This window comes from Neorhizobium sp. 05N33 (assembly GCF_056397445.1).
Map to the genome: position 1 here is coordinate 630552 of NZ_JBFTNK010000002.1, position 20631 is coordinate 651182.

The 20631-nt window shown below is 60.9% G+C and carries 23 protein-coding genes; 14 read left to right on the forward strand and 9 right to left on the reverse strand.

The features are described 5' to 3' along the window. Positions 1-186 precede the first annotated feature (186 nt). Entirely contained in the window at positions 187-723 is a 537-nt protein-coding gene (gene infC, locus AC1DLT_RS07490) for a translation initiation factor IF-3 (protein WP_038548290.1), read from the reverse strand. A 181-nt stretch (positions 724-904) separates the two neighbouring features. On the opposite strand from infC, the gene AC1DLT_RS07495 reads away from it, so the two are divergent. The 3 genes from AC1DLT_RS07495 to AC1DLT_RS07505 all read left to right on the forward strand — a co-directional run bounded on the left by AC1DLT_RS07495 (position 905) and on the right by AC1DLT_RS07505 (position 4174). Next, the gene (locus AC1DLT_RS07495; RefSeq protein ID WP_247031685.1) at positions 905-1708 is read left to right on the forward strand and encodes an alpha/beta hydrolase; all 804 of its coding nucleotides are present in this window, start codon (positions 905-907) and stop codon (positions 1706-1708) included. A gap of 130 nt (positions 1709-1838) precedes the next feature. Further along, a complete protein-coding gene (locus AC1DLT_RS07500) occupies positions 1839-2453 on the forward strand; it encodes a transglutaminase-like cysteine peptidase (RefSeq protein WP_247136625.1) in 615 nt (204 codons plus the stop codon). 140 nt (positions 2454-2593) lie between these two features. Beyond that, a complete protein-coding gene (locus AC1DLT_RS07505; RefSeq protein ID WP_477486339.1) occupies positions 2594-4174 on the forward strand; it encodes a sensor histidine kinase in 1581 nt (526 codons plus the stop codon). A 102-nt stretch (positions 4175-4276) separates the two neighbouring features. Here AC1DLT_RS07505 and mbfA read toward each other — a convergent pair whose 3' ends face one another. Continuing rightward, positions 4277-5260, reverse strand: coding sequence for an iron exporter MbfA (gene mbfA / locus AC1DLT_RS07510; protein WP_038548275.1), 984 nt, complete (start codon positions 5258-5260; stop codon positions 4277-4279). Between the two features lie 240 nt (positions 5261-5500). Here mbfA and AC1DLT_RS07515 point away from each other — a divergent pair, with 240 nt between their 5' ends. Next, positions 5501-6607, forward strand: a complete 1107-nt coding sequence (locus AC1DLT_RS07515; protein WP_038548272.1) for a TRAP transporter substrate-binding protein — start codon at positions 5501-5503, stop codon at positions 6605-6607. Between the two features lie 54 nt (positions 6608-6661). Here AC1DLT_RS07515 and AC1DLT_RS07520 read toward each other — a convergent pair whose 3' ends face one another. Then, positions 6662-7030, reverse strand: a complete 369-nt coding sequence (locus tag AC1DLT_RS07520; protein ID WP_477486340.1) for a helix-turn-helix transcriptional regulator — start codon at positions 7028-7030, stop codon at positions 6662-6664. Positions 7031-7137: 107 nt separating this feature from the next. On the opposite strand from AC1DLT_RS07520, the gene AC1DLT_RS07525 reads away from it, so the two are divergent. The 5 genes from AC1DLT_RS07525 (at position 7138) to AC1DLT_RS07545 (ending at position 9783) form a co-directional block, all read left to right on the forward strand. Next, the gene (locus tag AC1DLT_RS07525) at positions 7138-8244 is read left to right on the forward strand and encodes a TRAP transporter substrate-binding protein (RefSeq protein ID WP_477486341.1); all 1107 of its coding nucleotides are present in this window, start codon (positions 7138-7140) and stop codon (positions 8242-8244) included. Between the two features lie 358 nt (positions 8245-8602). After that, positions 8603-8812 carry a cold-shock protein gene (locus AC1DLT_RS07530; RefSeq protein WP_007770461.1) on the forward strand — a complete coding sequence of 70 codons (210 nt, stop codon included), beginning with the start codon at positions 8603-8605 and terminating at the stop codon, positions 8810-8812. A gap of 126 nt (positions 8813-8938) precedes the next feature. Beyond that, positions 8939-9226 (forward strand): cold-shock protein, encoded by a 288-nt coding sequence (locus tag AC1DLT_RS07535; protein ID WP_477486342.1) that lies wholly within the window; start codon positions 8939-8941, stop codon positions 9224-9226. A gap of 51 nt (positions 9227-9277) precedes the next feature. Beyond that, positions 9278-9520, forward strand: coding sequence for a 30S ribosomal protein S21 (gene rpsU, locus AC1DLT_RS07540; protein ID WP_038548258.1), 243 nt, complete (start codon positions 9278-9280; stop codon positions 9518-9520). Positions 9521-9561: 41 nt separating this feature from the next. Next, positions 9562-9783, forward strand: a complete 222-nt coding sequence (locus AC1DLT_RS07545; protein ID WP_038548255.1) for a hypothetical protein — start codon at positions 9562-9564, stop codon at positions 9781-9783. A 60-nt stretch (positions 9784-9843) separates the two neighbouring features. Here the strand turns inward: AC1DLT_RS07545 and AC1DLT_RS07550 are convergent, their stop codons facing one another. Both AC1DLT_RS07550 and AC1DLT_RS07555 read right to left on the reverse strand, forming a co-directional pair. Beyond that, entirely contained in the window at positions 9844-11058 is a 1215-nt protein-coding gene (locus AC1DLT_RS07550) for an MFS transporter (protein ID WP_477486343.1), read from the reverse strand. 201 nt (positions 11059-11259) lie between these two features. Continuing rightward, the gene (locus AC1DLT_RS07555) at positions 11260-11430 is read right to left on the reverse strand and encodes a hypothetical protein (protein WP_167551681.1); all 171 of its coding nucleotides are present in this window, start codon (positions 11428-11430) and stop codon (positions 11260-11262) included. A gap of 188 nt (positions 11431-11618) precedes the next feature. On the opposite strand from AC1DLT_RS07555, the gene AC1DLT_RS07560 reads away from it, so the two are divergent. The 3 genes from AC1DLT_RS07560 (at position 11619) to AC1DLT_RS07570 (ending at position 14672) form a co-directional block, all read left to right on the forward strand. Beyond that, entirely contained in the window at positions 11619-12227 is a 609-nt protein-coding gene (locus tag AC1DLT_RS07560) for a TetR/AcrR family transcriptional regulator (protein ID WP_038548249.1), read from the forward strand. A gap of 36 nt (positions 12228-12263) precedes the next feature. Further along, a complete protein-coding gene (locus tag AC1DLT_RS07565; RefSeq protein WP_477486344.1) occupies positions 12264-13478 on the forward strand; it encodes an MFS transporter in 1215 nt (404 codons plus the stop codon). A gap of 111 nt (positions 13479-13589) precedes the next feature. After that, positions 13590-14672 (forward strand): alpha/beta hydrolase family protein, encoded by a 1083-nt coding sequence (locus AC1DLT_RS07570; protein ID WP_477486345.1) that lies wholly within the window; start codon positions 13590-13592, stop codon positions 14670-14672. A gap of 8 nt (positions 14673-14680) precedes the next feature. Here the strand turns inward: AC1DLT_RS07570 and AC1DLT_RS07575 are convergent, their stop codons facing one another. From AC1DLT_RS07575 to AC1DLT_RS07590, 4 genes are all read right to left on the reverse strand, one after another. Further along, entirely contained in the window at positions 14681-15154 is a 474-nt protein-coding gene (locus AC1DLT_RS07575; RefSeq protein WP_477486346.1) for a hypothetical protein, read from the reverse strand. 283 nt (positions 15155-15437) lie between these two features. Next, entirely contained in the window at positions 15438-15827 is a 390-nt protein-coding gene (locus AC1DLT_RS07580; protein ID WP_038548243.1) for a hypothetical protein, read from the reverse strand. A gap of 108 nt (positions 15828-15935) precedes the next feature. Then, the gene (locus AC1DLT_RS07585) at positions 15936-16457 is read right to left on the reverse strand and encodes a GNAT family N-acetyltransferase (protein ID WP_477486347.1); all 522 of its coding nucleotides are present in this window, start codon (positions 16455-16457) and stop codon (positions 15936-15938) included. Positions 16458-16483: 26 nt separating this feature from the next. Further along, positions 16484-17059, reverse strand: a complete 576-nt coding sequence (locus AC1DLT_RS07590) for a helix-turn-helix domain-containing protein (RefSeq protein WP_477486348.1) — start codon at positions 17057-17059, stop codon at positions 16484-16486. Between the two features lie 175 nt (positions 17060-17234). Here AC1DLT_RS07590 and AC1DLT_RS07595 point away from each other — a divergent pair, with 175 nt between their 5' ends. Continuing rightward, positions 17235-18488, forward strand: a complete 1254-nt coding sequence (locus tag AC1DLT_RS07595) for an MFS transporter (RefSeq protein ID WP_477486349.1) — start codon at positions 17235-17237, stop codon at positions 18486-18488. Positions 18489-18569: 81 nt separating this feature from the next. Next, positions 18570-20396 (forward strand): translation elongation factor 4, encoded by a 1827-nt coding sequence (lepA, locus tag AC1DLT_RS07600; protein WP_038548234.1) that lies wholly within the window; start codon positions 18570-18572, stop codon positions 20394-20396. Positions 20397-20631: the final 235 nt, after the last annotated feature.

Genomic DNA, 20631 nt, shown 5'->3' on the forward strand with positions numbered 1-20631 from the left:
GTTTTGTATCGAAACCACAGACGATGCTGGTTTCAAGCATTTAGAACAGCCACGGCATGCCCTGCCGGACCGTTCGGAACGCGCGCTTATAACCGCAGTCGGTCAAAAGCGCAATGGGAAAGAAGACATGACGAAAATCCGGCGGCCAAGCCAGCCGGTCCGTCGAAAAGGCATCCGGTGCGGCGCTTATTTCGGCGCCAGCACCATCATCATCTGGCGGCCTTCGAGCTTCGGCTCAGCTTCCACCTTGGCAATTTCCAAAGTATCGTCCTTCACCTGAAGCAAAAGCTTCATGCCGAGTTCCTGGTGGGCCATTTCGCGGCCGCGGAACTTCAGCGTCACCTTGACCTTGTCGCCCTCTTCAAAGAAACGGTTCATCGCCTTCATCTTCACGTCATAGTCATGCGTGTCGATGTTGGGCCGCATCTTGATTTCTTTGATTTCGACGATCTTCTGCTTCTTGCGGGCTTCTGCCGCTTTCTTCTGGTTCGCATATTTCAGCTTGCCCAGGTCGAGGATCTTGCACACTGGCGGCTCGGTGTTCGGCGAGATCTCAACGAGATCGAGGCCGGCGTCCTCAGCCATCTTGAGAGCCTGCTCGGTCGGAACGATACCAAGGTTCAAGCCTTCGGCATCGATAAGCTGGACCTTGGGAATGCGAATTTCCCGGTTGGAGCGCGGCCCGTCCTTAACAGGGGCATCGGTTTTGAATGGTCTGCGGATGGTCGTATTCTCCTAGATTGTTTCGGACCGCAGCGACACATTGACAGCGTCCGGCTTGCGGCCGACGGCAATGTCGTGATCGCTACGGCGAAGTCAATAGCATAGCCGCGCGAAAAAATCACCTGCTGTCCTATGCCTAAGAATCTGTTTTATAAGCGCGGCAAAACCTCAGGATTCCGCCATGACCGACGCAGCCAACCTCACCCGCAAAACGATCACCGTCGGTTCTGGAACGCTTGCGCGGGAGATCGCGATCATCCATCGGGCCGCGCGCAAGAAGACGTCGGGACCTGCCTTCGTCTGGCTCGGCGGCTACCGGTCGGACATGACCGGCACCAAGGCCGTCGAACTCGACGCGCTCGCCGGCGAACTCGGGCTCGCATCCATCCGCTTCGATTATTCCGGCCACGGCGCGTCCGGCGGCGCCTTCCGCGACGGCACGATCTCACGCTGGCTGGAAGAAGCTGCCGCCGTTCTCGACGACATCAGGCCGAAACGTGTCATCCTGGTCGGCTCCTCGATGGGCGGCTGGATCACGCTGCGCCTGGTGCAGGAACTGAAGAAGCGGAAGAGGGCCGCGAAAGTCGACGGCATCGTCCTCATCGCTCCGGCGCCGGATTTCACGGCGGAACTGATCGAACCGAAGCTTACCGAGGTTGAGCGGCAGTCGCTTGCCGAACGCGGCTATTTCGAGGAGCGCTCCGAATACAGCGCCGAACCCAATATCTATACGCGCGACCTGATCGAAGATGGCCGCAAAAACTCGGTGATGACAGGGATTATCGAGACCGGCTGCCCGGTGCATATCCTGCAGGGCATGAAGGACCCGGACGTGCCCTACGCCCACGCGCTGAAGCTTGTCGAGTTCCTGCCGGCCGACGATGTCGTGCTGACGCTGATCCGGGATGGCGACCACCGACTTTCCAGGCCCCAGGATATCGAAAAATTGAGAACCGCGGTCTCGGCCCTAATACTTAATGATTAAATTTTGGGCTGATACAAAAATGTTGCAGCCTTAACCATAATGCGAACGGTGACCCGTTAACAAAAGTCATCGATTGACTCTTTCTCCCGTACGCCCTTAACCTTTCATTAGGATTTGAAGGGACGGGTCCATGAAGATAGCCTTGCAGGCGCGGCGTTTCGCCGTGATCCTAGTTAGCGTACTTGTACCAGTGAGTGCTGCAGTTCCGGCTCCAAGACCGATGGCCGCCATGGTCACGGGCGCCGTCACCTCCCAGCCGATCGGCCATTACGAATTCTGCCAGAAATATGCGGCGGAATGTTCGATCAAGAGCCGTTCCGCTCCTTCCCCCAAAGTCAGCGCCAAAGGCTGGGCTACAGTCCGTCAGATCAACCGGGCCGTGAATGCCCGCTACATCGCCAAGACCGACCGGGAAGTCTACGGCCGCGAAGAGGTCTGGAGCTATCCGACGAATTTCGCCGACTGCGAAGATTATGCGCTTCAAAAGCGCAAGGAACTTGCCGCTCAGGGCTTTGCCCTTTCCGACCTTCTGATGACCGTCGTCCGCAAGCCGGACGGCGAAGGCCATGCGGTGCTTACGTTGCGCACGTCCGATGGCGACTTCATCCTGGACAACCTCGATAACGAGGTGAAGCCCTGGTTTGCGACGCCCTACACCTTCCTGAAGCGTCAGGCCTCGTTCAACACGGGACGTTGGGTCACCATCGAAAACGGCCGCGACCTGCTGGTCGGCGCGTTGAAATAAGTCACACACTTAAGTACAAGTTAATATTCGCCTGCAACCATAGAGGCTGCGGGCGAATGTTTTTGGTATCGGCATATCGGAAGACATTTCCTCAATGCAGCCAACCTGCTAGGAGGGAATCTCTGAAACCGGAGCGGGTTGTGCGTGACGAGGTGAAAACAGGTTTGCCACGCGCGGCCCGTGTAACGAGGCCTGCCCTCCCGATCCTGCTGACCGGTGTGTTTGCCCTTGTCCTGCTGACGGTCGCCGGCCTTATTGTCCTCGAAAACTACCGGAACGCCCTGAAGGAAGGCGAAGCCCGCGCCCTCTCGTCTGCGCATGTTGTCGCGGCCCACCTCGAGTGGATGATCGAGGCGAGCGACCAGGCCCTGCGGCGCATCGAAACCGAGGTGGGGGACAGGCCCATCGATGCCTCGCCCAATCTTGCGGCCGACCTGTTGCGGGCTGTCGGCCAACTGCCGGCCGGTTTTCAGTATTCGCTTCTCGATGATGCCGGCGTCGTCCGCTTTTCCAGCGCCGGCGGGGACGCCCTTGGAAGCATATCCGACAGTCAGAACGAACGCGCCTTTTTCGCGAGGCTGAGGGATGGCCAGGAACTGACATTCACCCGGCTGCTCGACAACGAACGTGCCGGCAAGCCATCCTTCACCGTCGCACGGCGGATCGACCGGAACGGGATTTTCCGGGGCGTCGCCAGCATTACCATCCCGAACGAGAGTCTGGACGGCTTCTGGGCCTCGATGGGGCTTGGGCCGAATTCCACGATTTTGATCATCAGGGATGACGGGTGGCTGATCGCCCGGCGGCCGGCGGCAACACGCCCGATCGACCTCAGCACGACCGCGTGGTACCCGATGACGCGTCAAATGTCCTCCGGCTTCTACCACAGTCCGGTCTCGCCGATCGACGGTCATGCCCGCATCGTCGCCTTCTGGAAGGTCTCCGGATGGCCGCTCATCGCCCTTGCTGCAATCGCACGGCAGGAAATTCTCGACCAGTTCTGGCGCAATCTCTTTTCCGACGCGCTGGTCATGCTGCCGTTGATGGCACTGCTGGTCCTCGGCGCCTTCTGGATCAACCGCCTTCTCTACCGGACCGCCGTCCGCAACGAGGAACTGGAGCAGGCGGTGGAGCGCAATCGCTTCCTGCTGCGGGAAATTCATCACCGGGTGAAGAACAATCTCCAGGCGGTGCTGGCGCTCGTGCGGCTGCAGGCATTACCGGTCGATGCGCGCGACGACATGACGAGGCGTATCGCGGCGATGATCGCCGTGCACGAGCAGATCTACCAGAACGACCAGTTCGAACAGGTCGAGGTGGCGCCCTATGCCACCAAGCTGATCAACGACATCGCCTCGGGCTATGAGACGCCTGTCGTGCTCGATCTCAAGCTGCAGGCGCTGACTGTCGATCGCGAACAGGCTCTGCCGCTTGGGATGATCATCAACGAGGTCGTTTCCAACTCATTCAAATATGCCTTTGTCGGTCGTCAAAGCGGCAAGCTTTCCGTCGAACTCGGCGAAGACGGCGACAATCTGAGCCTCGTCATCCGCGACGACGGCCCGGGCATCGAGGCCTTCAATCGGACCGGCGGCATGGGCAGCAAACTGATCGCCAATTTCGTCAAACAGCTCGGTGGGCATTTCACCACCCACAACGACGGCGGCGCGGTGTTTTCGCTCGAGATACCCCGGGTCAGGGTGCCGCAACAGGCGGCGTGAGGCTCTTCCCAGCAGACTTCAGGCTGCTCGTTTGAGCTTCGGGAGTGTGCCGCACCGGATCCCGGCCTTCGCTTTGGGCTCAGGGCGTTCAGCCTTCGCGCTTCACCCATTCCCGATCAGAATGCCTGCGGCGAGCACCAGCGATCCGCCGAACACCACCTGGACCACGGCCCGCAGAAACGGCGTTTCCATGTAGCGATTCTGGATGAAGGCGATCGCCCAGAGTTCGAAGAAGACGATGATTGCGGCGACGATGGTCGCGGTCCAGAAATGCGGAATGAGATAGGGCAGCGTGTGGCCGAGGCCGCCGAGCGCCGTCATGATGCCGGAGGCAAACCCGCGCTTGATCGGAGAACCGCGTCCGGAAATCTTGCCGTCGTCGTGGGCGGCTTCGGTAAAGCCCATGGAAATGCCGGCACCGACCGAGGCCGACAGGCCGATCAGGAAGGTCGACCAGGTGTCGCCCGTCGCAAAGGCCGCTGCGAAGATCGGAGCCAGCGTCGAGACCGAGCCGTCCATCAATCCTGCGAGACCCGGCTGCACGTAGGTGAGGATGAACTGGCGGCGGGCGGTCTCGTCTTCCTCGGTCTTCACGTCGTCGGTCACGTGCTTGTCGCCGAGCATGCGGGCGATGTCCTCGTGCCCCTGCTCGGCAATCGCCAGGTCGCCGAGCAGCTGCCGCGTCGAGGCGTCGGAAACCTGCTTTACCGCTTCGGTATAAAACCGGAAAGCCTGTTGCTCCATGGCTTCCGCCTGTTCCCGGATGGTGTCGAGCGACAGGTTGCGGGTCAGCCAATCTGGCTTGCGTTCGTAGAAGCCGCGCACATGTTCGCGGCGGATCAGCGGGATGCGCTCGCCGAAGCGTGAGCGGAACATGTCGATCAGCATGTTCTTATGGGTCTGCTCGACCTCCGCCATGTCTTCGAACACTTTGGCAGATGCGGGAAACTGATCCTTGAGATTGTCCGCATAAGCGAGATAGATCCGCGCATCCTCCTCTTCCGAAGCGATGGCGAGCGCCAGGATTTCCTTCTCGTCGAGGGAGGCGAATGGGCGCTTGGAACTGGAAAGGAGACGGGCGAGCATGAAAAACCTCTTATTAGAATAGTTCTAAACTAAAGCCTCGCCTGAAAACTTCAAGGGATTTCTGCCTCCCCGCGATCGAAAGACGACGAGAAGGCTGGGCGCAATATCCGGAAAGATTTGCTGCGATGCAGCGTAATCTTCTGGATTTTTTTCTTGCCGTTCCCGAAATGAAAGGACTATGAGCTGCCCCGCGCGGGCCAAAATCCGGGCACCTCCCAAAGTTTAGAAGGCATAGATCCCATGAACCGCAGAAACTTTTTCCGGCAGGCCGCGACCGCCGGCGTGGGCGCCGCTGCAGCGACCGCACTCGCAGCGCCTGCCATTGCCCAGGAATCTCCGAAGATCACCTGGCGGATGACCTCGTCGTTCACCAAGAATACCGACATTCTCTGGTCCGCGGCCACCGACATCGCCGAAAGCGTCAAGGAAGCCTCGGACGGCAACTTTACGATCCACACCTTCGCCGCTGGCGAAATCGTGCCGCCGCTGCAGGCCGCGGATGCCGTTTCCAACGGCACTGTCGAAATGGCGCATACCTGCGCCTATTATTATATCGGCAAGGACCCGACGTTTGCGCTCGGTACCGCCGTTCCGTTCGGTCTCAACGCCCGCCAGACCAACGCATGGTTCTCGGTCGGCGGCGGCAATGAGCTGCTCAACGACTTCCTTGGCAGCTACAATCTCTTCGCGCTGCCGGCCGGCAATACCGGCGCCCAGATGGGCGGTTGGTACCGCAAGGAAATCAACACGATCGAAGACCTGAAGGGCCTGAAGATGCGCATTGCCGGCCTCGCAGGCCAGGTGATGCAGAAGCTCGGAGTCACGCCGCAGCAGATCGCCGGCGGCGACGTCTATGCAGCACTCGAAAAAGGCACGATTGACGCCACGGAATTCGTCGGTCCCTATGACGACCAAAAGCTCGGTTTCGTGAAGGTCGCGAAGTACTATTATTATCCGGCATGGTGGGAAGGCGGCCCGGCCGTCCACGCCTTCATGAACAAGGAGAAGTTCAACGCCCTTCCGAAGAGCTACCAGCGCATGATCAAGGATGCATGCGCCAATGCCAACCAGAACATGCTCTCCCGCTACGACACCAGCAACGCCAAGGCGCTGCGTCAGCTCGTTTCGGAAGGTGCGGTCCTGAAGCCGTTCAGCCCGGAAATCCTCGAAGCCAGCTACAAGGCTGCGCTCGAAGTCTATGCCGAACTCAACGCCAAGAACGCCGCCTTCAAGAAGATCTACGACAGCCAGCAGGCCTTCAAGAAGGAAGGCTATCTCTGGAACCAGATCGCCGAATACAGCTACGACACCTTCATGATGGTGCAGCAGCGCAAGGGCACGCTGTAAACAGCGTCCGTTCGCAATATCAAAAGCCCGGAGCATCGCTTCGGGCTTTTTCTATCAGCCTTCGACCAGCTCGATATCGCCAGCCATCCGGTCGCGCAGGCGTCCGACATCGCGGGCTGGCGATGCGCCGAACTGTCGGGAGTATTCGCGGCTGAACTGGGTGACGCTTTCGTATCCCACTGAAAAGGCGACCCGCGCCGTATCGCCCGCTTCCGCCAGCAGCCGGCGGCGTGCTTCGTGCAGGCGGATGCTCTTCTGGTACTGGATCGGGCTCATGGCAGTCACGTCCTTGAAGTGGCGGTGAAAGACCGAAACACTCATGCCGGCAACCCGCGCCAATTCGTTCGACGACCAAACTCTTCCCTGGTGAATGCGAACTTTGTCAGCGCGATTGCCCGGTCGGCCTCGATGTTGGCCGGGCAACAGTGCGACTTTTTGGAATTTCCTTGCCGTTCCCGAAATGAAAGGATTATGAGCGAAATCGACAGGGCCCGGACTGGCCGCGCACTTTTCGCTTCGAGGAGAATTTCATGGATCGCAGACATTTCTTCAAGCAGGCCGCCACCGCCGGGGTCGGCGCTGCTGCCGCAACCGCACTTGCCGCTCCGGCAATTGCCCAGGAAAGCCCGAGGGTCAGCTGGCGACTGACATCCTCCTTCCCGAAAAGCCTCGACATCATCTTCAATGCCGCCAACCAGATCGCCGACAGCGTCAGGAACGCCACCGACGGCAAGTTCACGATCCAGACATTCGGGGCCGGCGAAATCGTGCCGCCGCTGCAGGCGGCAGACGCGGTTGCCAACGGTACCGTCGAAATGGCCCATACCTGCTCCTATTATTATATCGGCCAGGACCCGGCGTTTGCGCTCGGCACCGCCATTCCCTTCGGCCTCAATGCCCGCATGACCAATGCCTGGTTCACGGCCGGCGGCGGCAACGACCTGATCAACGAATTCCTGGCCCCGCGCAATCTCTATGCCCTGCCCGCCGGCAATAGCGGCACCCAGATGGGCGGCTGGTTCCGCAAGGAAATCAACACGATCGATGACCTGAAGGGCTTGAAGATGCGAATTGCTGGCCTCGCAGGCCAAGTGATGCAGAAGGTCGGCGTCACCCCGCAGCAGATCGCCGGCGGCGATGTCTATGCAGCACTCGAAAAGGGCACGATCGACGCCACCGAATTCGTCGGCCCCTATGACGACCAAAAACTCGGCTTCGTGAAGGTCGCCAAATATTACTATTACCCGGCATGGTGGGAAGGCGGCCCGGCCATGCATGCCTTCTTCAATCTCGAAAAGTTCAAGGGCCTGCCGAAAAGCTACCAGCAGATCGTCACTGATGCCTGCGCCGCGGCCAACATGAGCATGCTCGCCAATTACGATGCTCACAACGCCACGGCGCTGAAGAAGCTGGTTGCCGAAGGCGCGGTGCTGAAAGCCTTCAGCCGCGAGATCATGGATGTCTGCTTCAAGGCAGCAATGGAGACCTATGCCGACCTCTCGGCCAAGAGCCCGGCCTTCAAGAAGATCTACGACAGCCAGCAGGCCTTCAAGAAGGACGCTTATCTCTGGGCGCAGATCGCCGAATATTCCTACGACACCTACATGATGACGCAGCAGCGCGCCGGCACGCTCTGACCGGATCGTCGTAGTGACATGCGCCGCGCCCGGAGCGATCCTCCGGGCGTGGAGTTCGAAAGCCGGCTGCCGACGCATCAGAATCGGTCGCCGAGCCGGCCAAAGCGGTTGCTAATTTCGATATTGCATTGTAAAATCATGTCGTTGATTGAGAAAATCGGCATTGCCGTTGAGCGCCCGGAAAATTAAATCTCCGCGGCAGCATTGATTATCAACGGATAAAGCTTATATTGACGCTATCGAAAATTGCTTGCGACCTTTGTTCACGGGCCTGGTGCTCAGTCAGATTTCCTCTCAAATATCGATCAAAGCGGACGGAATACTGTCCGCAATCTCTAACGATTGAAAGGAAATCGTTATGAATACTGGCACCGTAAAGTGGTTCAATAGCACCAAGGGCTTCGGCTTCATTCAGCCTGATGACGGCGCGACGGACGTTTTCGTTCACGTTTCGGCTGTCGAACGTGCCGGCATGTCTTCCCTGACGGAAGGTCAGAAGATCTCCTACGAGATCGTTCGCGACCGCAAGTCCGGCAAGAGCTCGGCCGACAACCTCCGGGCCGCATAAGGATGTCATTCGCCTCGGCTGACCACGGATGTACTGGCAGCGACGGCTTGAATGACGGGAAGAGGTCGGGGTAACGCCCGGCCTTTTTGTTTTGCTCCGGCTTTTGGCCGGTTCAAGGAGACCACGATGAGCGCAAATGTCTATGCCATAGGCGATAACATCGTCCTCAAGGCAGGCCTTACCCGGACCGCCACTGGCGACCGGACATGCCGCGTCGTGGGCCTTTTACCGGCAGCCGACCGAGGTGAAAACCAATACCGGGTACGTTTCGGCAGCGAGAATTTCGAGCGCCGGATCGTCGAAAGCGATATAGACACTTCCGAGACCGCATCGTCCGCCAAGAAGGACGAGGCTTCCGACGCCGCCCCAGCCGGACCTTGGCTGAAGCCGTCGAGCATTCGTATCGGCAAGTGATTCAACCTCTTGATCGAACGCGGGATCTGCCCGCAATGGAAAGGATATAGTTTGCAGGTTCTAGTCAGAGACAACAACGTCGAGCAGGCACTCCGGGTGCTGAAGAAGAAGATGCAGCGCGAAGGCGTCTTCCGCGAGATGAAGGCGCGCAGCGCCTACGAGAAGCCCTCCGAAAAGCGGGTGCGCGAAAAGGCAGAAGCCGTTCGTCGTTACCGCAAGCTGGCGCGCAAGAAGATGCAGCGCGAAGGCCTCCTGCCGGCTCCCAAGAAAGTGGTCCGTCCGGCGCGCGGATAATTTGTCGACCGCACGGACATCCCATCAGGAAGGAGGATATTATGGCCGCCACCAAGGACGAATTCTTCAATCCCACCAAGCTTTCCGCGCGTGACAAAGCTGCCGCGACAGATCACACCGCGCGCTCCATCATTTCGGCGGAAGCGACCCAGCGGGAAAAGAAAACCGAGAAACTGAGGCAGCTTCGCCTTGAACGCGAAGCCGCGGAGCCTGCTCCGGCCCCGGTTCGAGCCAAGGGCCGAAAGGCCCCGGCAGATCACTGAATTTCAAAAGCCCGGAATTTTCCGGGCTTTTTGCTTTGTGGCTCAGCATGTGTGAGCCGCTCAAGCGGCCTGAAGCTGCGCCGGCTGGCGTGGCAGCGGCGGAAAGGCGAGAGCGATCGCCACCGCCCCGAGACCAACCAGCGCCGAACCGAAGAACAGCCAGTCATAATTTGCGAAATGGTCGAAGGCCCAGCCGCCGGCAAGAGGTCCGAAGGCCATGCCGAGGCTCGAGAGCATGGTCGCCGCGCCGAACACGGTACCCATGATCTTCGGTCCGAAATAGTCGCGTGCCAGCACCGCATAGAGCGGCATGACACCGCCATAGGTGCCGCCGAAGATCACCGCCAACATGTAGAACTGACTGAGATCGCTTGCCATTGTGTAGGCGGCGATGACGGCTGCCTGGATCATCAGGCCGCCGATCAACACCGGCTTGACGCCCAGCCGGTCGGCCAGCACGCCGAACAGAATACGGCCGCCGAGACCGGCCGCGCCCTCGACGCTGTAGATGCTGACCGCCGCCATCGGCGCCACGCCGCAGAACATCGCATAGCTCACCATGTGGAAGATCGGGCCCGAATGGGCAGCGCAGCAGGCGGAGAACGTAAATCCGAGCACCAGGAATTGCGGCGAGCGGAACACCCGCGACAGCGGCATGCCGCTACCTTCTGCCTGGGGTTCGGAGACCGTGCCGCCCGCAGCCGCCGCGGCCGGCGGGTTGCGGACCAAAAAGGCCGTCGGCAGCAGCAAGATCCAGGCGCCGATGCCGATAAAGAGCATCGCCATGCGCCAGTCGTCATAGGCGGTGATCAGCCAGCGGGCGAAGGGCGAGATGGTCATCGGCGCCATGCCCATGCCGGCCGATACCAGTGAAACAGCCAGGCTGCGATGCTCGTCGAACCAGGACATGGTGACGGCGATCATCGGCGCGAAAAAGGCGCTTGCGGCAAGCCCGACCAGACAGCCATAGATCAGCTGGAAGGCAATCAGGCTCTGTGTCTGGCTGGCGAGCACCAGCGCCAGGCCAAGAAGCACCGCCCCGATCAGCACGACGACGCGTGCGCCAAAACGGTCGCTCAACGTGCCCCACATGAAGCCGCCGAGGCCCATGACGACGAAATTGAGCGTCATGGCGCTCGATATACCGGCATGCGACCAGCCGGTCGCCTTGGCGATCGGTTCCAGAAAGATGGCCAGCGAGAACATCGTGCCGACGGCGACGCAGCCCATCAAGGCGCCGGCAGCGACGATCACCCAACGATAATTGCTACTCATGTCTACTCCCCTATGTCACAGGTTCCGAAATCCGGACGGCTTGCGCAGCATCGCAATGCCCATCCTTGAACCAAGGACGTCCGGGGCCCTTCTCTCCCGACAGAGCCGACTGATTTTTTTCGCAACCGGATTTTTGGATCATAGAATAAAAAAACCCCGCACGCGGCGGGGCTCTCCAAAATCCCTTGATGGTGGTGACGTCTAGCTGCTGCCGGTGTTGGGACGGTTCTTGCCGACATTGGTATTGGTGGATGCCGTCTTGCCGTCCGGGTTCTGGCCATAATAGGTGCCGCCGAGGTGGCCGCCGGCACTGGTGTTCTCGACCTGGCGTTCGGCGCGTTTTACGGCTTCCTGTACGTCACTCTTGCTCATGTCTGCCTCCGGCTTTTGCGGTTGGTGACAGGGACGTAACCGCCGGGCGCCTCAAGTGTTCCCGCTAATCGTCGGACCCCGCACGCCCGCCAACATCGAAACTTGATATACCACGGCCAGGTTTTCCCTTGACGAAGCGCAAAGACGCCTCTATTTGGGAACGATCGTTTCCAAACTAAGCCGACATCATGGACATCAACAGCACTGGGCGTCCGCCGGGTCGCCCCCGCGAATTCGAGATCGAAGATGCACTCGACAAGGCGATCATCGTGTTTTCCGAGAGGGGTTATCACGCGGCCTCGATTTCCGAGCTGAAGGACGCCATGGGGCTTGCCGCCGGCAGTCTCTACAAGGCGTTCAAGGACAAGAAGGCAATCTTTCTCGCAAGCTTCGACCGCTATAAGCAGGTCCGCAATGCACTTCTCGACCAGGAACTGGCCGAAGGCGCAAACGGCCGCGACAAGGTTTCCCGCATGCTGCGCTTTTATGCCGAAGCCTCGCACGGCGAAAACGGCCGGCGCGGCTGCCTCGTCGTCGGTACGGCAATCGAACTCGCAGTCTACGATGCCGACGCAGCTGAACGCGTCGGCCGCTCGATGGCCCGGACCGAAGCCATGATCGAGGCACTCATCCGCGAAGGCCAGGCGGATGGCTCCATTCCACCGGCGATCGATCCCCTCGCCACCGCCCACGTCCTGCTCTCTGTGACGCAAGGCCTGAGAGTGCTCGGCAAAACTGGGCCGAACCGGGACCGCGCCTTTTCCGTGGTCGATGCGGCCATGAAACTTCTCGACTGATTTTTCAATGCAATCCTTCCTCCCAAGGAGCTTCCCATGACCACCAATACCGCAACGATGGCCACGCCGACGGCCGCTTCCGGCTTGTCCACCGCGATGACCTTCGTCATGGCAGCAGCCTGCGGGCTCATCGCCGCCAATCTCTATTATTCCCAACCGCTCGCAGGTCCGATCGCCGCCTCGATCGGTCTGCCGGCGCATGCGACAGGCCTTATCGTCACACTGACCCAGATCGGTTATGGCCTCGGCCTGCTGCTGGTCGTGCCGCTCGGCGACCTTCTGGAAAACCGCCGGCTGATCCTCACCATGATCGGCGCGGTCACCGTGGCGCTGCTCGGAGCCGGCCTGTCGACCGCGACCGTCCCGTTCCTCGCCGCGTCGCTGACGATTGGCATCGGCTCCACCGCCGTGCAGATGATCGTGCCGTTTGCCGCCAGCCTGACCAATGACGCCAATCGCGGCCGGGTGGTCGGCAATGTCATGAGCGGGCTGATGATCGGCATCATGATGGCCCGGCCGGTCTCGAGCTTCGTTGCCGAGTTCTCCTCCTGGCACATCGTGTTCTTCCTATCGGCTGCGGCGATGATCGTGCTCGGCTTCGTGCTTGCCGCGCGGCTGCCGAAGCGCATTCCGCAGACGAAGCTCTCGTATTTCGGCCTGCTCGGATCGATGGGGCGCCTTTACGCCACCCAGCCGGTTCTGCGCCGTCGCGCTTTCTACCAGGCCTGCCAGTTCGCCACTTTCAGCCTGTTCTGGACGGTGACGCCGCTGGTTCTCGCCGGCCCCGCCTTCCATCTCAGCCAGGCCGGCATCGCGCTGTTTGCCCTGGCAGGTGTGGCCGGCGCCATCGCCTCGCCGATCGCCGGACGCCTGGCCGACCGGGATCTCGGCCGGCCCGCGACGATCTTTGGGATCGGAGCCGTCGCCGTCGCCTTTCTGATCACCCATATCGCGCCCGAAGGCTCGCTCGTGGCACTCGCGCTGCTGACGATTGCCGCCATCCTGCTCGATTTCGGGGTAACGATGACGCTCGTGATCGGCCAGCGGTCGATCTACAATCTCGGCGCGGACCTGAGAAGCCGGCTCAACGGCCTCTACATGGCGACCTTCTTCTGTGGCGGCGCGATCGGCTCCGCCGTCGGCGCCTGGGCCTTTGCCGAAGGCGGCTGGCTGCTTGCCTCGTCGCTCGGATTTGCCCTGCCGGTCATCGCCTTCCTCTATTTTCTGACGGAAAAGCGCGCCGGGGCTTGAGGCCATAGGACAAGATCACGTTCGAGGACGACCTCGAACGTGATCGAGGTCGCCGAAAGACCGCCATGACGCCAGGAAGGAGCCTTCGTTTTTAAACAGGACGAGGCTCACATGCGATTGAAACTTCCCTTTCTTGTTCTTCTTCCCTTCATCGGTCCGTTCCTGGCCGATGCCGCCTTTGCCGGCGATGTCCTGCCCGTCGGCATCCAAAAGATCAGCGTCGTCTCACCCACCCGCGACCGCGCGCTGGCAGTCACCGTTTGGTATCCGTCGAAGGGTGACGGCCGGACCGGCTCCGCCGGCGAAAACCCAATATTTGAAAACTCCACCGCCTCGCGAAACGCCACCATCGAAGCCGGCCGGTTCCCCATCGTACTCGTCTCCCATGGTTCGGGCTCACGAGCAGACGGCATGGGCTGGATCGCCATCGAACTGGCGAAAGCCGGCTTCATCGTTGCCGGCCCCAACCACCCCGGTACAACGAGCGGTGATTCCACGCCGGAGGCCACGCCTAAAATCTGGGAGCGGACACAGGATATCTCGGACGTCATCACCGCGCTTTCAGCCGATCCGCGCTTCAAGACTTCGGTGGACAAAACGCGCATCGGCATGCTCGGTTTCTCGCTTGGCGGCAGCACGGCAATCGAGCTTGCCGGCGCACGTGCCGATCTCGATGCCTACAAGCACTATTGCGAGACCAATTCCGACATGATGGATTGCCGCTGGTTTCGCGGCGGGCGCGGTTTTGCCGGCGGCGAAGAGGTGGCGGTCGAGCCGCTGAACCTCGACAGCCTCGACCGCAGCCGCTTCGAACAGTCGAACCGGGACGCCCGCATTTCGGGAGCCGTGCTGGTTGATCCCGGTCTGGTCGAGGCTTTCAAGCCTGATAGTATCGGGGCGATCGATATCCCGCTCGCCTTCATCAATCTGGGCAGCGCGGGTGAGATCCCGGCCGCCGTGCTTTCGGAGGCGCTCGCCAAAAAGGCTTCGAAAGCGACTTATGCCCAGGTCGATAAAGCCGACCATTTCAGCTTCCTGCCCGTCTGCAAACCTGGCGCCGAGGAATTCCTGAAGAAGGTCGGCGAGCCAGACCCGATCTGCAGCGACACCAGCCGGCCGCGCAGCGATATCCATCGCGAACTGGCCGGACTGATCATCACAGCTTTCAAGAGGATGTTGAACACCGGCAATTGATCGGCAGGCTATTTCGCCGGCTTCGGAATGCCGGAAAGGGCCGTGCCGTCCTTGGCGCGGCTCGTCACATGCAGAAACACGCCATCCCGTAACTCGAAAAAATGCGCGCCCTTCGGGCTTTCCTCGTTGAGCACACCGGAAAAGACGATCAGCCGGCTGTCGCTGCGGTAATAAAAGGGCTCGCCCTCACCCCAGCAGCAGACCGAATAGGGAAGGAAGGTGACCTTGCCGCTGCGGGCATCGATGACTGCGCCGCCCAGGCATTCGGCGCCGCAGCCCCATGTCGTGAGAATATAATGCCCCGCAAAATTCACCGGCTGTTTCGCCGCTGCCCTCAGCCGGGTCGCGAAGCTCCGGTCGTCCTCCGTCACCAGCTTTACCGAAGCACTCGAGCCGGAATAGACGTTCTCGGCAAACTGCGCGAATTTCGGCACATCCTCGGCGGCCGCAGCCGCGATAAGGCTCAGCCAGAGGCACGCCAATAGTCCGATTCTATATAAATCCCGCATCATGTTCCCGATATCATCCGCGACTGGATGGACGATGGTGGAAGCGGCATATTCGCTTGCGGCGCCTGTTTTATATCCGTTTTCAAATCTGGAAAATGCGCAATGAAAATCTTGATGGTCGATATCGACGGTGTGCTCGTTCACGGACGACCCCGCTGACGGCCGAGCGGCCATCACCCCGTTTGCGGCCACTCAAGAAAGCCGCTGAGCCGAAAGGATCGGCCGACAGCGCGGCCGATCCTGTTGCAGATCCAGACTACTCGACCAGGTTGATTTCCTCGGTCTCGCCGCCGCTGCAGACGTAGCAGCAGTCTTCGCAAGCTTCCTTGTTGTTCGGGCCCGTGCCCCAATAGGTCTGCTTGTCGCCGGAGACCCAGGCACCGTAGCAGATGTTCTCGCCCTGCTGGCAGGAGAGGTGGATCTGCTTGGATTCGCCGTCATCCAGATAATAGACCTGGTTGCCGCCCGGCCAGACATGCTTGCGGTCCTGGCTATAAAGCTCGACCTCGACGGCGTTCGGATGTTCGTTGCGCATCACGAAGCTGACGTCAGCGGACATAACCTGACCGGCTATGGAGCAGACGGTTGCCGTCAAAGCCACCAGGGCTGCGCGGCGGATCGCCGGCAGCGAATTAAAAATCAACATAAAGCCCCCTATGATAGCGCCTGATCAACGGGCGCCCGTTCATATGCCCTGATTTGCAAGAATAAATCGAGATGGAGGGGGACGTGCTGATGAATTTTTCTTGGACCCTCAAGCAACCCGCTTGTAAAACAGCGTGGTGGCGCAGAAACCGCCCTGCGGCCACATGGCATAATCCGGAATGACCCCGACCCGCTCCCAGCCGAAGCGCGGATAGATCTTTTCCGCCTCGCTGCCGGTCGCGGTGTCGAGCACCAGAAGGGTGCGGCCGCGCCGTGCGGCTTCCGCTTCCACCGCCTCCATCAGCCTGCGCGACAGGCCGAGCCCGCGGGCAGAGCGATGCACGAGGAGCTTCATCAGGTCGCCGCGATGCGGCTGGTTCGGCTTTGAGGCAAGACCCACCTGCACCGTGCCGACGACCTTGCTCTCCATTTCGGCCACCGCGAGGATGATGCCGCCTTTTCCGACCGCATCGGCAATCTCCTGCCAATAGCCGACCGCATCCTCCGGCGCGAAGGGCAGCATGAAGCCGAGCGAAGCCCCGCCGTTGACGCAGTCGGACAGGGTCTCGGAGAGATCGGCTATGGCAGCGCGGGTTTCGCCGGCATCGAGGATGCGGATGGTGACGGTCATCTTGAAAAATCTCCTGATGAAAATGCTCAGCGGCCGCGGTCGAGGATGACCGCATACCGGGCCGGCTTGTCGGACGGATTGTGGAAGTCGAAGGCGGCGCCGATATCCATGTAGAGGCAGTCACCTGGATGCAGCCTATGAACGGTCCCGCCGATGACCATCTCCAGCACGCCCTCGAACAACCAGACATGCTGGGTCATCACCCGGCTCTCCTCGCGCGGCGGAAAGCTGACCCGCGCATGGGCGGGGAAATCCACCTCGACGATATCTACCCTGCTCGGCGTGCCCGGCGGCGAAACCGAGCGGCGCAGATAACCCGTATGCGGATCGCGCCACAGCTTCTGCTCCGCCCGGCGGCTGAGCGGCGAGTTCTGCGGCTCGTCATCGGCGAAAAAGGCCGAGAGGGAGAGCCCGAGCGCCTCCGACAGCCTTGCCAGCAGCGCCGCCGTCGGGCTCGCCTCGGCCCGCTCAATCCGCGAAATCATCGCACGGCTGACGCCGGAGCGGTTCGCCAGCTCGTCCAGCGTCAGACCGGCGCGGGCCCGCAGGCTCTTCAGCCGCTCGCTGATAGCGTTTTCAATGTCATGATCCGTGGCTTCCATGATTTGAGAATTGCATTCTCTTATCGTGGAATCAAGTGCGCAAATGATAGAGTTGGCGAATTTTACAAGCGATGGCGCTTCCGCGATAGCTCCTGTCATGGTCCATCGGCTATGGAGCAGTATCGGGCTTTAAATCGGCGGAAATCGCCAACGCCCGCGCTTGCGGGGGGACGAGATGAACGGCCAGACATCCGAGACGGCGTCGCCCCTGTCGATCGCCAGCATCGTCGTTTCGATGACGATCGCCGCCGTCGGCAGCGGCATCATGTCCGCCTATGTCCCCTTCGTGCTGACGGAGACGGGTTCATCCTGGGCCGCCAGCGCCGCGGTTCCGACGCTCGCCTTCGGCGGGCTGATCGGCTGCATCGTCGGCGGGCCGCTGATCCGCCGGGTAGGCCATGCGCGGCTGTTCTCCTGCTCGATGGCGATGGTGATCATCGCCGCCGTGCTGATCGCCACCAACCCGCCGCCGATCTGGTGGGTTTTGGCGCGCGGCGTCTATGGGGCAGCGTCCAACGTCAATTTCATCATCGCCCAGAGCTGGCTCAACCATGCCGCCTCGAACGAGTGGCGGGGCCGGGCGATGTCGTTCTTCTACATGGCCTTCGTGCTGGGCCTTGGCGCCGGCGCCTGGTTGTTCGGCCGTATTCCGACGGACGGCAATCTGGCGCCGCTCGCCGTGGTGTTCGTCACCGCGCTCGCCATCCTGCCGATCGGACTGACCCGCCTGCCCAACCCGCCGGCGCCGGCCAATGTCAATGTCGACATCAAGATGGCCTGGCGCATCTCGCCGGTCGGGCTGATCGGCGTGCTCGCGTCCGGCGGCCTTTCCATGGTGATCCAGGGCTTCGTGCCGATCTACGCCACCACCAGCCACGTGGCGCAGGCGGATGTCGCGCTTTTGATGCTGGTGATGCAGACGGGCCTGCTGTTCGTGCAATATCCGCTCGGCATGCTGTCGGACCGCATCGACCGCCGTTTCGTGCTGTTGATCACCTGCGCGCTGATCGTCGCAGCGGGCACCGCGGCGTTGTTCGTGTCCTTCTCGATGATGATCGTCCTGATGCTCGTCTTCCTCATCTTCGGCGGCGCGGTCGAGACCGTCTATTCGGTCGCCAATGCGCATGCCAACGACCGGGCCGATCCCGGCGATTTCGTGCCGCTCTCCTCGACGCTCTTGGTGGCATGGTCGACGGCGGCCACCATCGTCCCCCTCGGCGTGACGCTGCTCACCCCGGCTTTCGGCCAGCACACCTTCATCTATGCGGTGATCCTGGTGGCGATCGCCTATGGGACTTACGTGATCTGGCGCCTCAAGGAACGCGTGGGCGTGCCGGCCGACGAACGGGAGAATGTCGGGCTCAGAAGCGCCCAGCTTCCGAACGCCTCCGTGATGACCGGTCCGGAGACCGAAAAGCCCGCCAAATAGCCCACGCCGCCGGGCTTTATCCTCAACGAAAGGTTATCTTTCCGCTTTGCGGCAGGGATTCGCGCTGCTATATGCGCGACCATGAGCACCAATTCCACCCGCACTCCGCTTGACCATATCCGCAACTTCTCGATCGTGGCGCATATCGACCACGGCAAGTCGACGCTCGCCGACCGGCTGATCCAGACGACCGGCGGCCTTGCCGAGCGCGACATGTCGGAACAGGTGCTGGACTCGATGGATATCGAGCGCGAACGCGGCATCACCATCAAGGCCCAGACCGTGCGCCTGCATTACAAGGCGAATAACGGCGAGACCTATATCCTGAACCTGATCGACACGCCCGGCCATGTCGACTTCGCCTATGAAGTCTCGCGTTCGCTGTCGGCCTGCGAAGGTTCGCTTCTCGTCGTCGACGCATCCCAGGGCGTCGAGGCGCAGACGCTCGCCAACGTCTATCAGGCGATCGACAACAACCACGAGATCGTCACCGTCCTCAACAAGATCGACCTGCCGGCCGCCGAACCCGACCGCATCCGCGAACAGATCGAGGAAGTGATCGGCATCGACGCGTCGCACGCCGTGCTGATCTCGGCGAAGACGGGCCTAGGCATTCCCGACGTGCTGGAAGCGATCGTCCACCAGCTGCCGCCGCCGAAGAGCGAACTCGGCGAAAAAGGCCCGCTGAAGGCGCTGCTGGTCGACAGCTGGTACGACACCTATCTCGGCGTCATGGTTCTGGTGCGCATTCTCGACGGCGTGCTGACCAAGGGCCAGACCATCCGCATGATGGGCACCGATGCCAAATACCAAGTGGAGCGCGTCGGCGTCCTGACCCCGAAAATGCTGGCCGTCGACAGCCTCGGCCCCGGCGAGATCGGTTTCTTCACCGGCTCGATCAAGGAAGTGGCCGATACCCGCGTCGGCGATACGATCACCGAGGACAAGCGCCCGACCGCCAAGGCTCTCCCGGGCTTCAAGCCGGCCCAGCCGGTGGTGTTCTGCGGCCTCTTCCCGGTCGATGCGGCCGACTTCGAGGACCTGCGCGCCGCGATGGGCAAGCTGCGCCTCAACGACGCCTCCTTCTCCTTCGAAATGGAAAGCTCGGCAGCGCTCGGTTTCGGTTTCCGCTGCGGCTTCCTCGGACTTCTGCATCTGGAAATCATCCAGGAACGCCTGGAGCGCGAGTTCGACCTCGACCTCATCGCCACCGCACCCTCGGTCGTCTACAAGCTGACGATGACCGATGGTTCCGAGCGCGAGCTGCACAATCCGGCCGACATGCCGGACGTGGTCAAGATCTCGGAAATCCAGGAACCGTGGATCAAGGCGACGATCCTCACCCCCGACGATTATCTCGGCGGTATCCTGAAACTCTGCCAGGACCGCCGCGGCATCCAGACCGAACTCACCTATGTCGGCAAGCGCGCCATGCTCACCTATGAGCTGCCGCTCAACGAAGTGGTGTTCGATTTCTACGACCGCCTGAAGTCGATCTCCAAGGGTTATGCCTCGTTCGACTACCACCTGCACGGCTATCGCGAAGGCAACCTCGTGAAGATGTCGATCATGGTCAACGGCGAGCCGGTCGACGCGCTCTCCATGCTGGTCCACCGCTCGGCTGCCGAAAAGCGCGGGCGCGACATGTGCGAGAAGCTCAAGGACCTGATCCCGCGGCACATGTTCAAGATCCCGATCCAGGCGGCGATCGGCGGCAACGTGATCGCCCGCGAAACGATCTCGGCGATGCGCAAGGACGTGACCGCAAAATGCTACGGCGGCGACGCCACCCGCAAGCGCAAGCTGCTCGACAAGCAGAAGGAAGGCAAGAAGCGCATGCGACAGTTCGGCAAGGTCGACATCCCGCAGGAAGCCTTCATTGCGGCCTTGAAGATGAAGGACGACTGATCTTTCTATCCAGAGTTCATGCGCATATCCTTTGCGCGTCAACTCTGGAGACTGGCATGTCCCCATCCGGTCGCAAATCAATTCCGACCGCCGGCAAAGTACCACCAATTCTGACGGCGTGATTTGATCTTTACTGGCTGGGAGCGCAGTCGGGCCGCCGCCACACCACTCACCCCTCAAAAAACCCGCCAATCATTAAAACCTTAATAAATCCTGCAAATGCTTTGAAATCTCG

Coding starts and splice junctions, on each gene's coding strand:
- AC1DLT_RS07495 (WP_247031685.1), top strand. CDS start 905: ATGACCGACGCAGCCAACCTCACCCGCAAAACGATCACCGTCGGTTCT.
- AC1DLT_RS07500 (WP_247136625.1), top strand. CDS start 1,839: ATGAAGATAGCCTTGCAGGCGCGGCGTTTCGCCGTGATCCTAGTTAGC.
- mbfA (WP_038548275.1), bottom strand. CDS start 5,260: ATGCTCGCCCGTCTCCTTTCCAGTTCCAAGCGCCCATTCGCCTCCCTC.
- AC1DLT_RS07515 (WP_038548272.1), top strand. CDS start 5,501: ATGAACCGCAGAAACTTTTTCCGGCAGGCCGCGACCGCCGGCGTGGGC.
- AC1DLT_RS07525 (WP_477486341.1), top strand. CDS start 7,138: ATGGATCGCAGACATTTCTTCAAGCAGGCCGCCACCGCCGGGGTCGGC.
- AC1DLT_RS07530 (WP_007770461.1), top strand. CDS start 8,603: ATGAATACTGGCACCGTAAAGTGGTTCAATAGCACCAAGGGCTTCGGC.
- AC1DLT_RS07535 (WP_477486342.1), top strand. CDS start 8,939: ATGAGCGCAAATGTCTATGCCATAGGCGATAACATCGTCCTCAAGGCA.
- AC1DLT_RS07545 (WP_038548255.1), top strand. CDS start 9,562: ATGGCCGCCACCAAGGACGAATTCTTCAATCCCACCAAGCTTTCCGCG.
- AC1DLT_RS07550 (WP_477486343.1), bottom strand. CDS start 11,058: ATGAGTAGCAATTATCGTTGGGTGATCGTCGCTGCCGGCGCCTTGATG.
- AC1DLT_RS07555 (WP_167551681.1), bottom strand. CDS start 11,430: ATGAGCAAGAGTGACGTACAGGAAGCCGTAAAACGCGCCGAACGCCAG.
- AC1DLT_RS07560 (WP_038548249.1), top strand. CDS start 11,619: ATGGACATCAACAGCACTGGGCGTCCGCCGGGTCGCCCCCGCGAATTC.
- AC1DLT_RS07565 (WP_477486344.1), top strand. CDS start 12,264: ATGACCACCAATACCGCAACGATGGCCACGCCGACGGCCGCTTCCGGC.
- AC1DLT_RS07570 (WP_477486345.1), top strand. CDS start 13,590: ATGCGATTGAAACTTCCCTTTCTTGTTCTTCTTCCCTTCATCGGTCCG.
- AC1DLT_RS07580 (WP_038548243.1), bottom strand. CDS start 15,827: ATGTTGATTTTTAATTCGCTGCCGGCGATCCGCCGCGCAGCCCTGGTG.
- AC1DLT_RS07585 (WP_477486347.1), bottom strand. CDS start 16,457: ATGACCGTCACCATCCGCATCCTCGATGCCGGCGAAACCCGCGCTGCC.
- AC1DLT_RS07590 (WP_477486348.1), bottom strand. CDS start 17,059: ATGGAAGCCACGGATCATGACATTGAAAACGCTATCAGCGAGCGGCTG.
- AC1DLT_RS07595 (WP_477486349.1), top strand. CDS start 17,235: ATGAACGGCCAGACATCCGAGACGGCGTCGCCCCTGTCGATCGCCAGC.
- lepA (WP_038548234.1), top strand. CDS start 18,570: ATGAGCACCAATTCCACCCGCACTCCGCTTGACCATATCCGCAACTTC.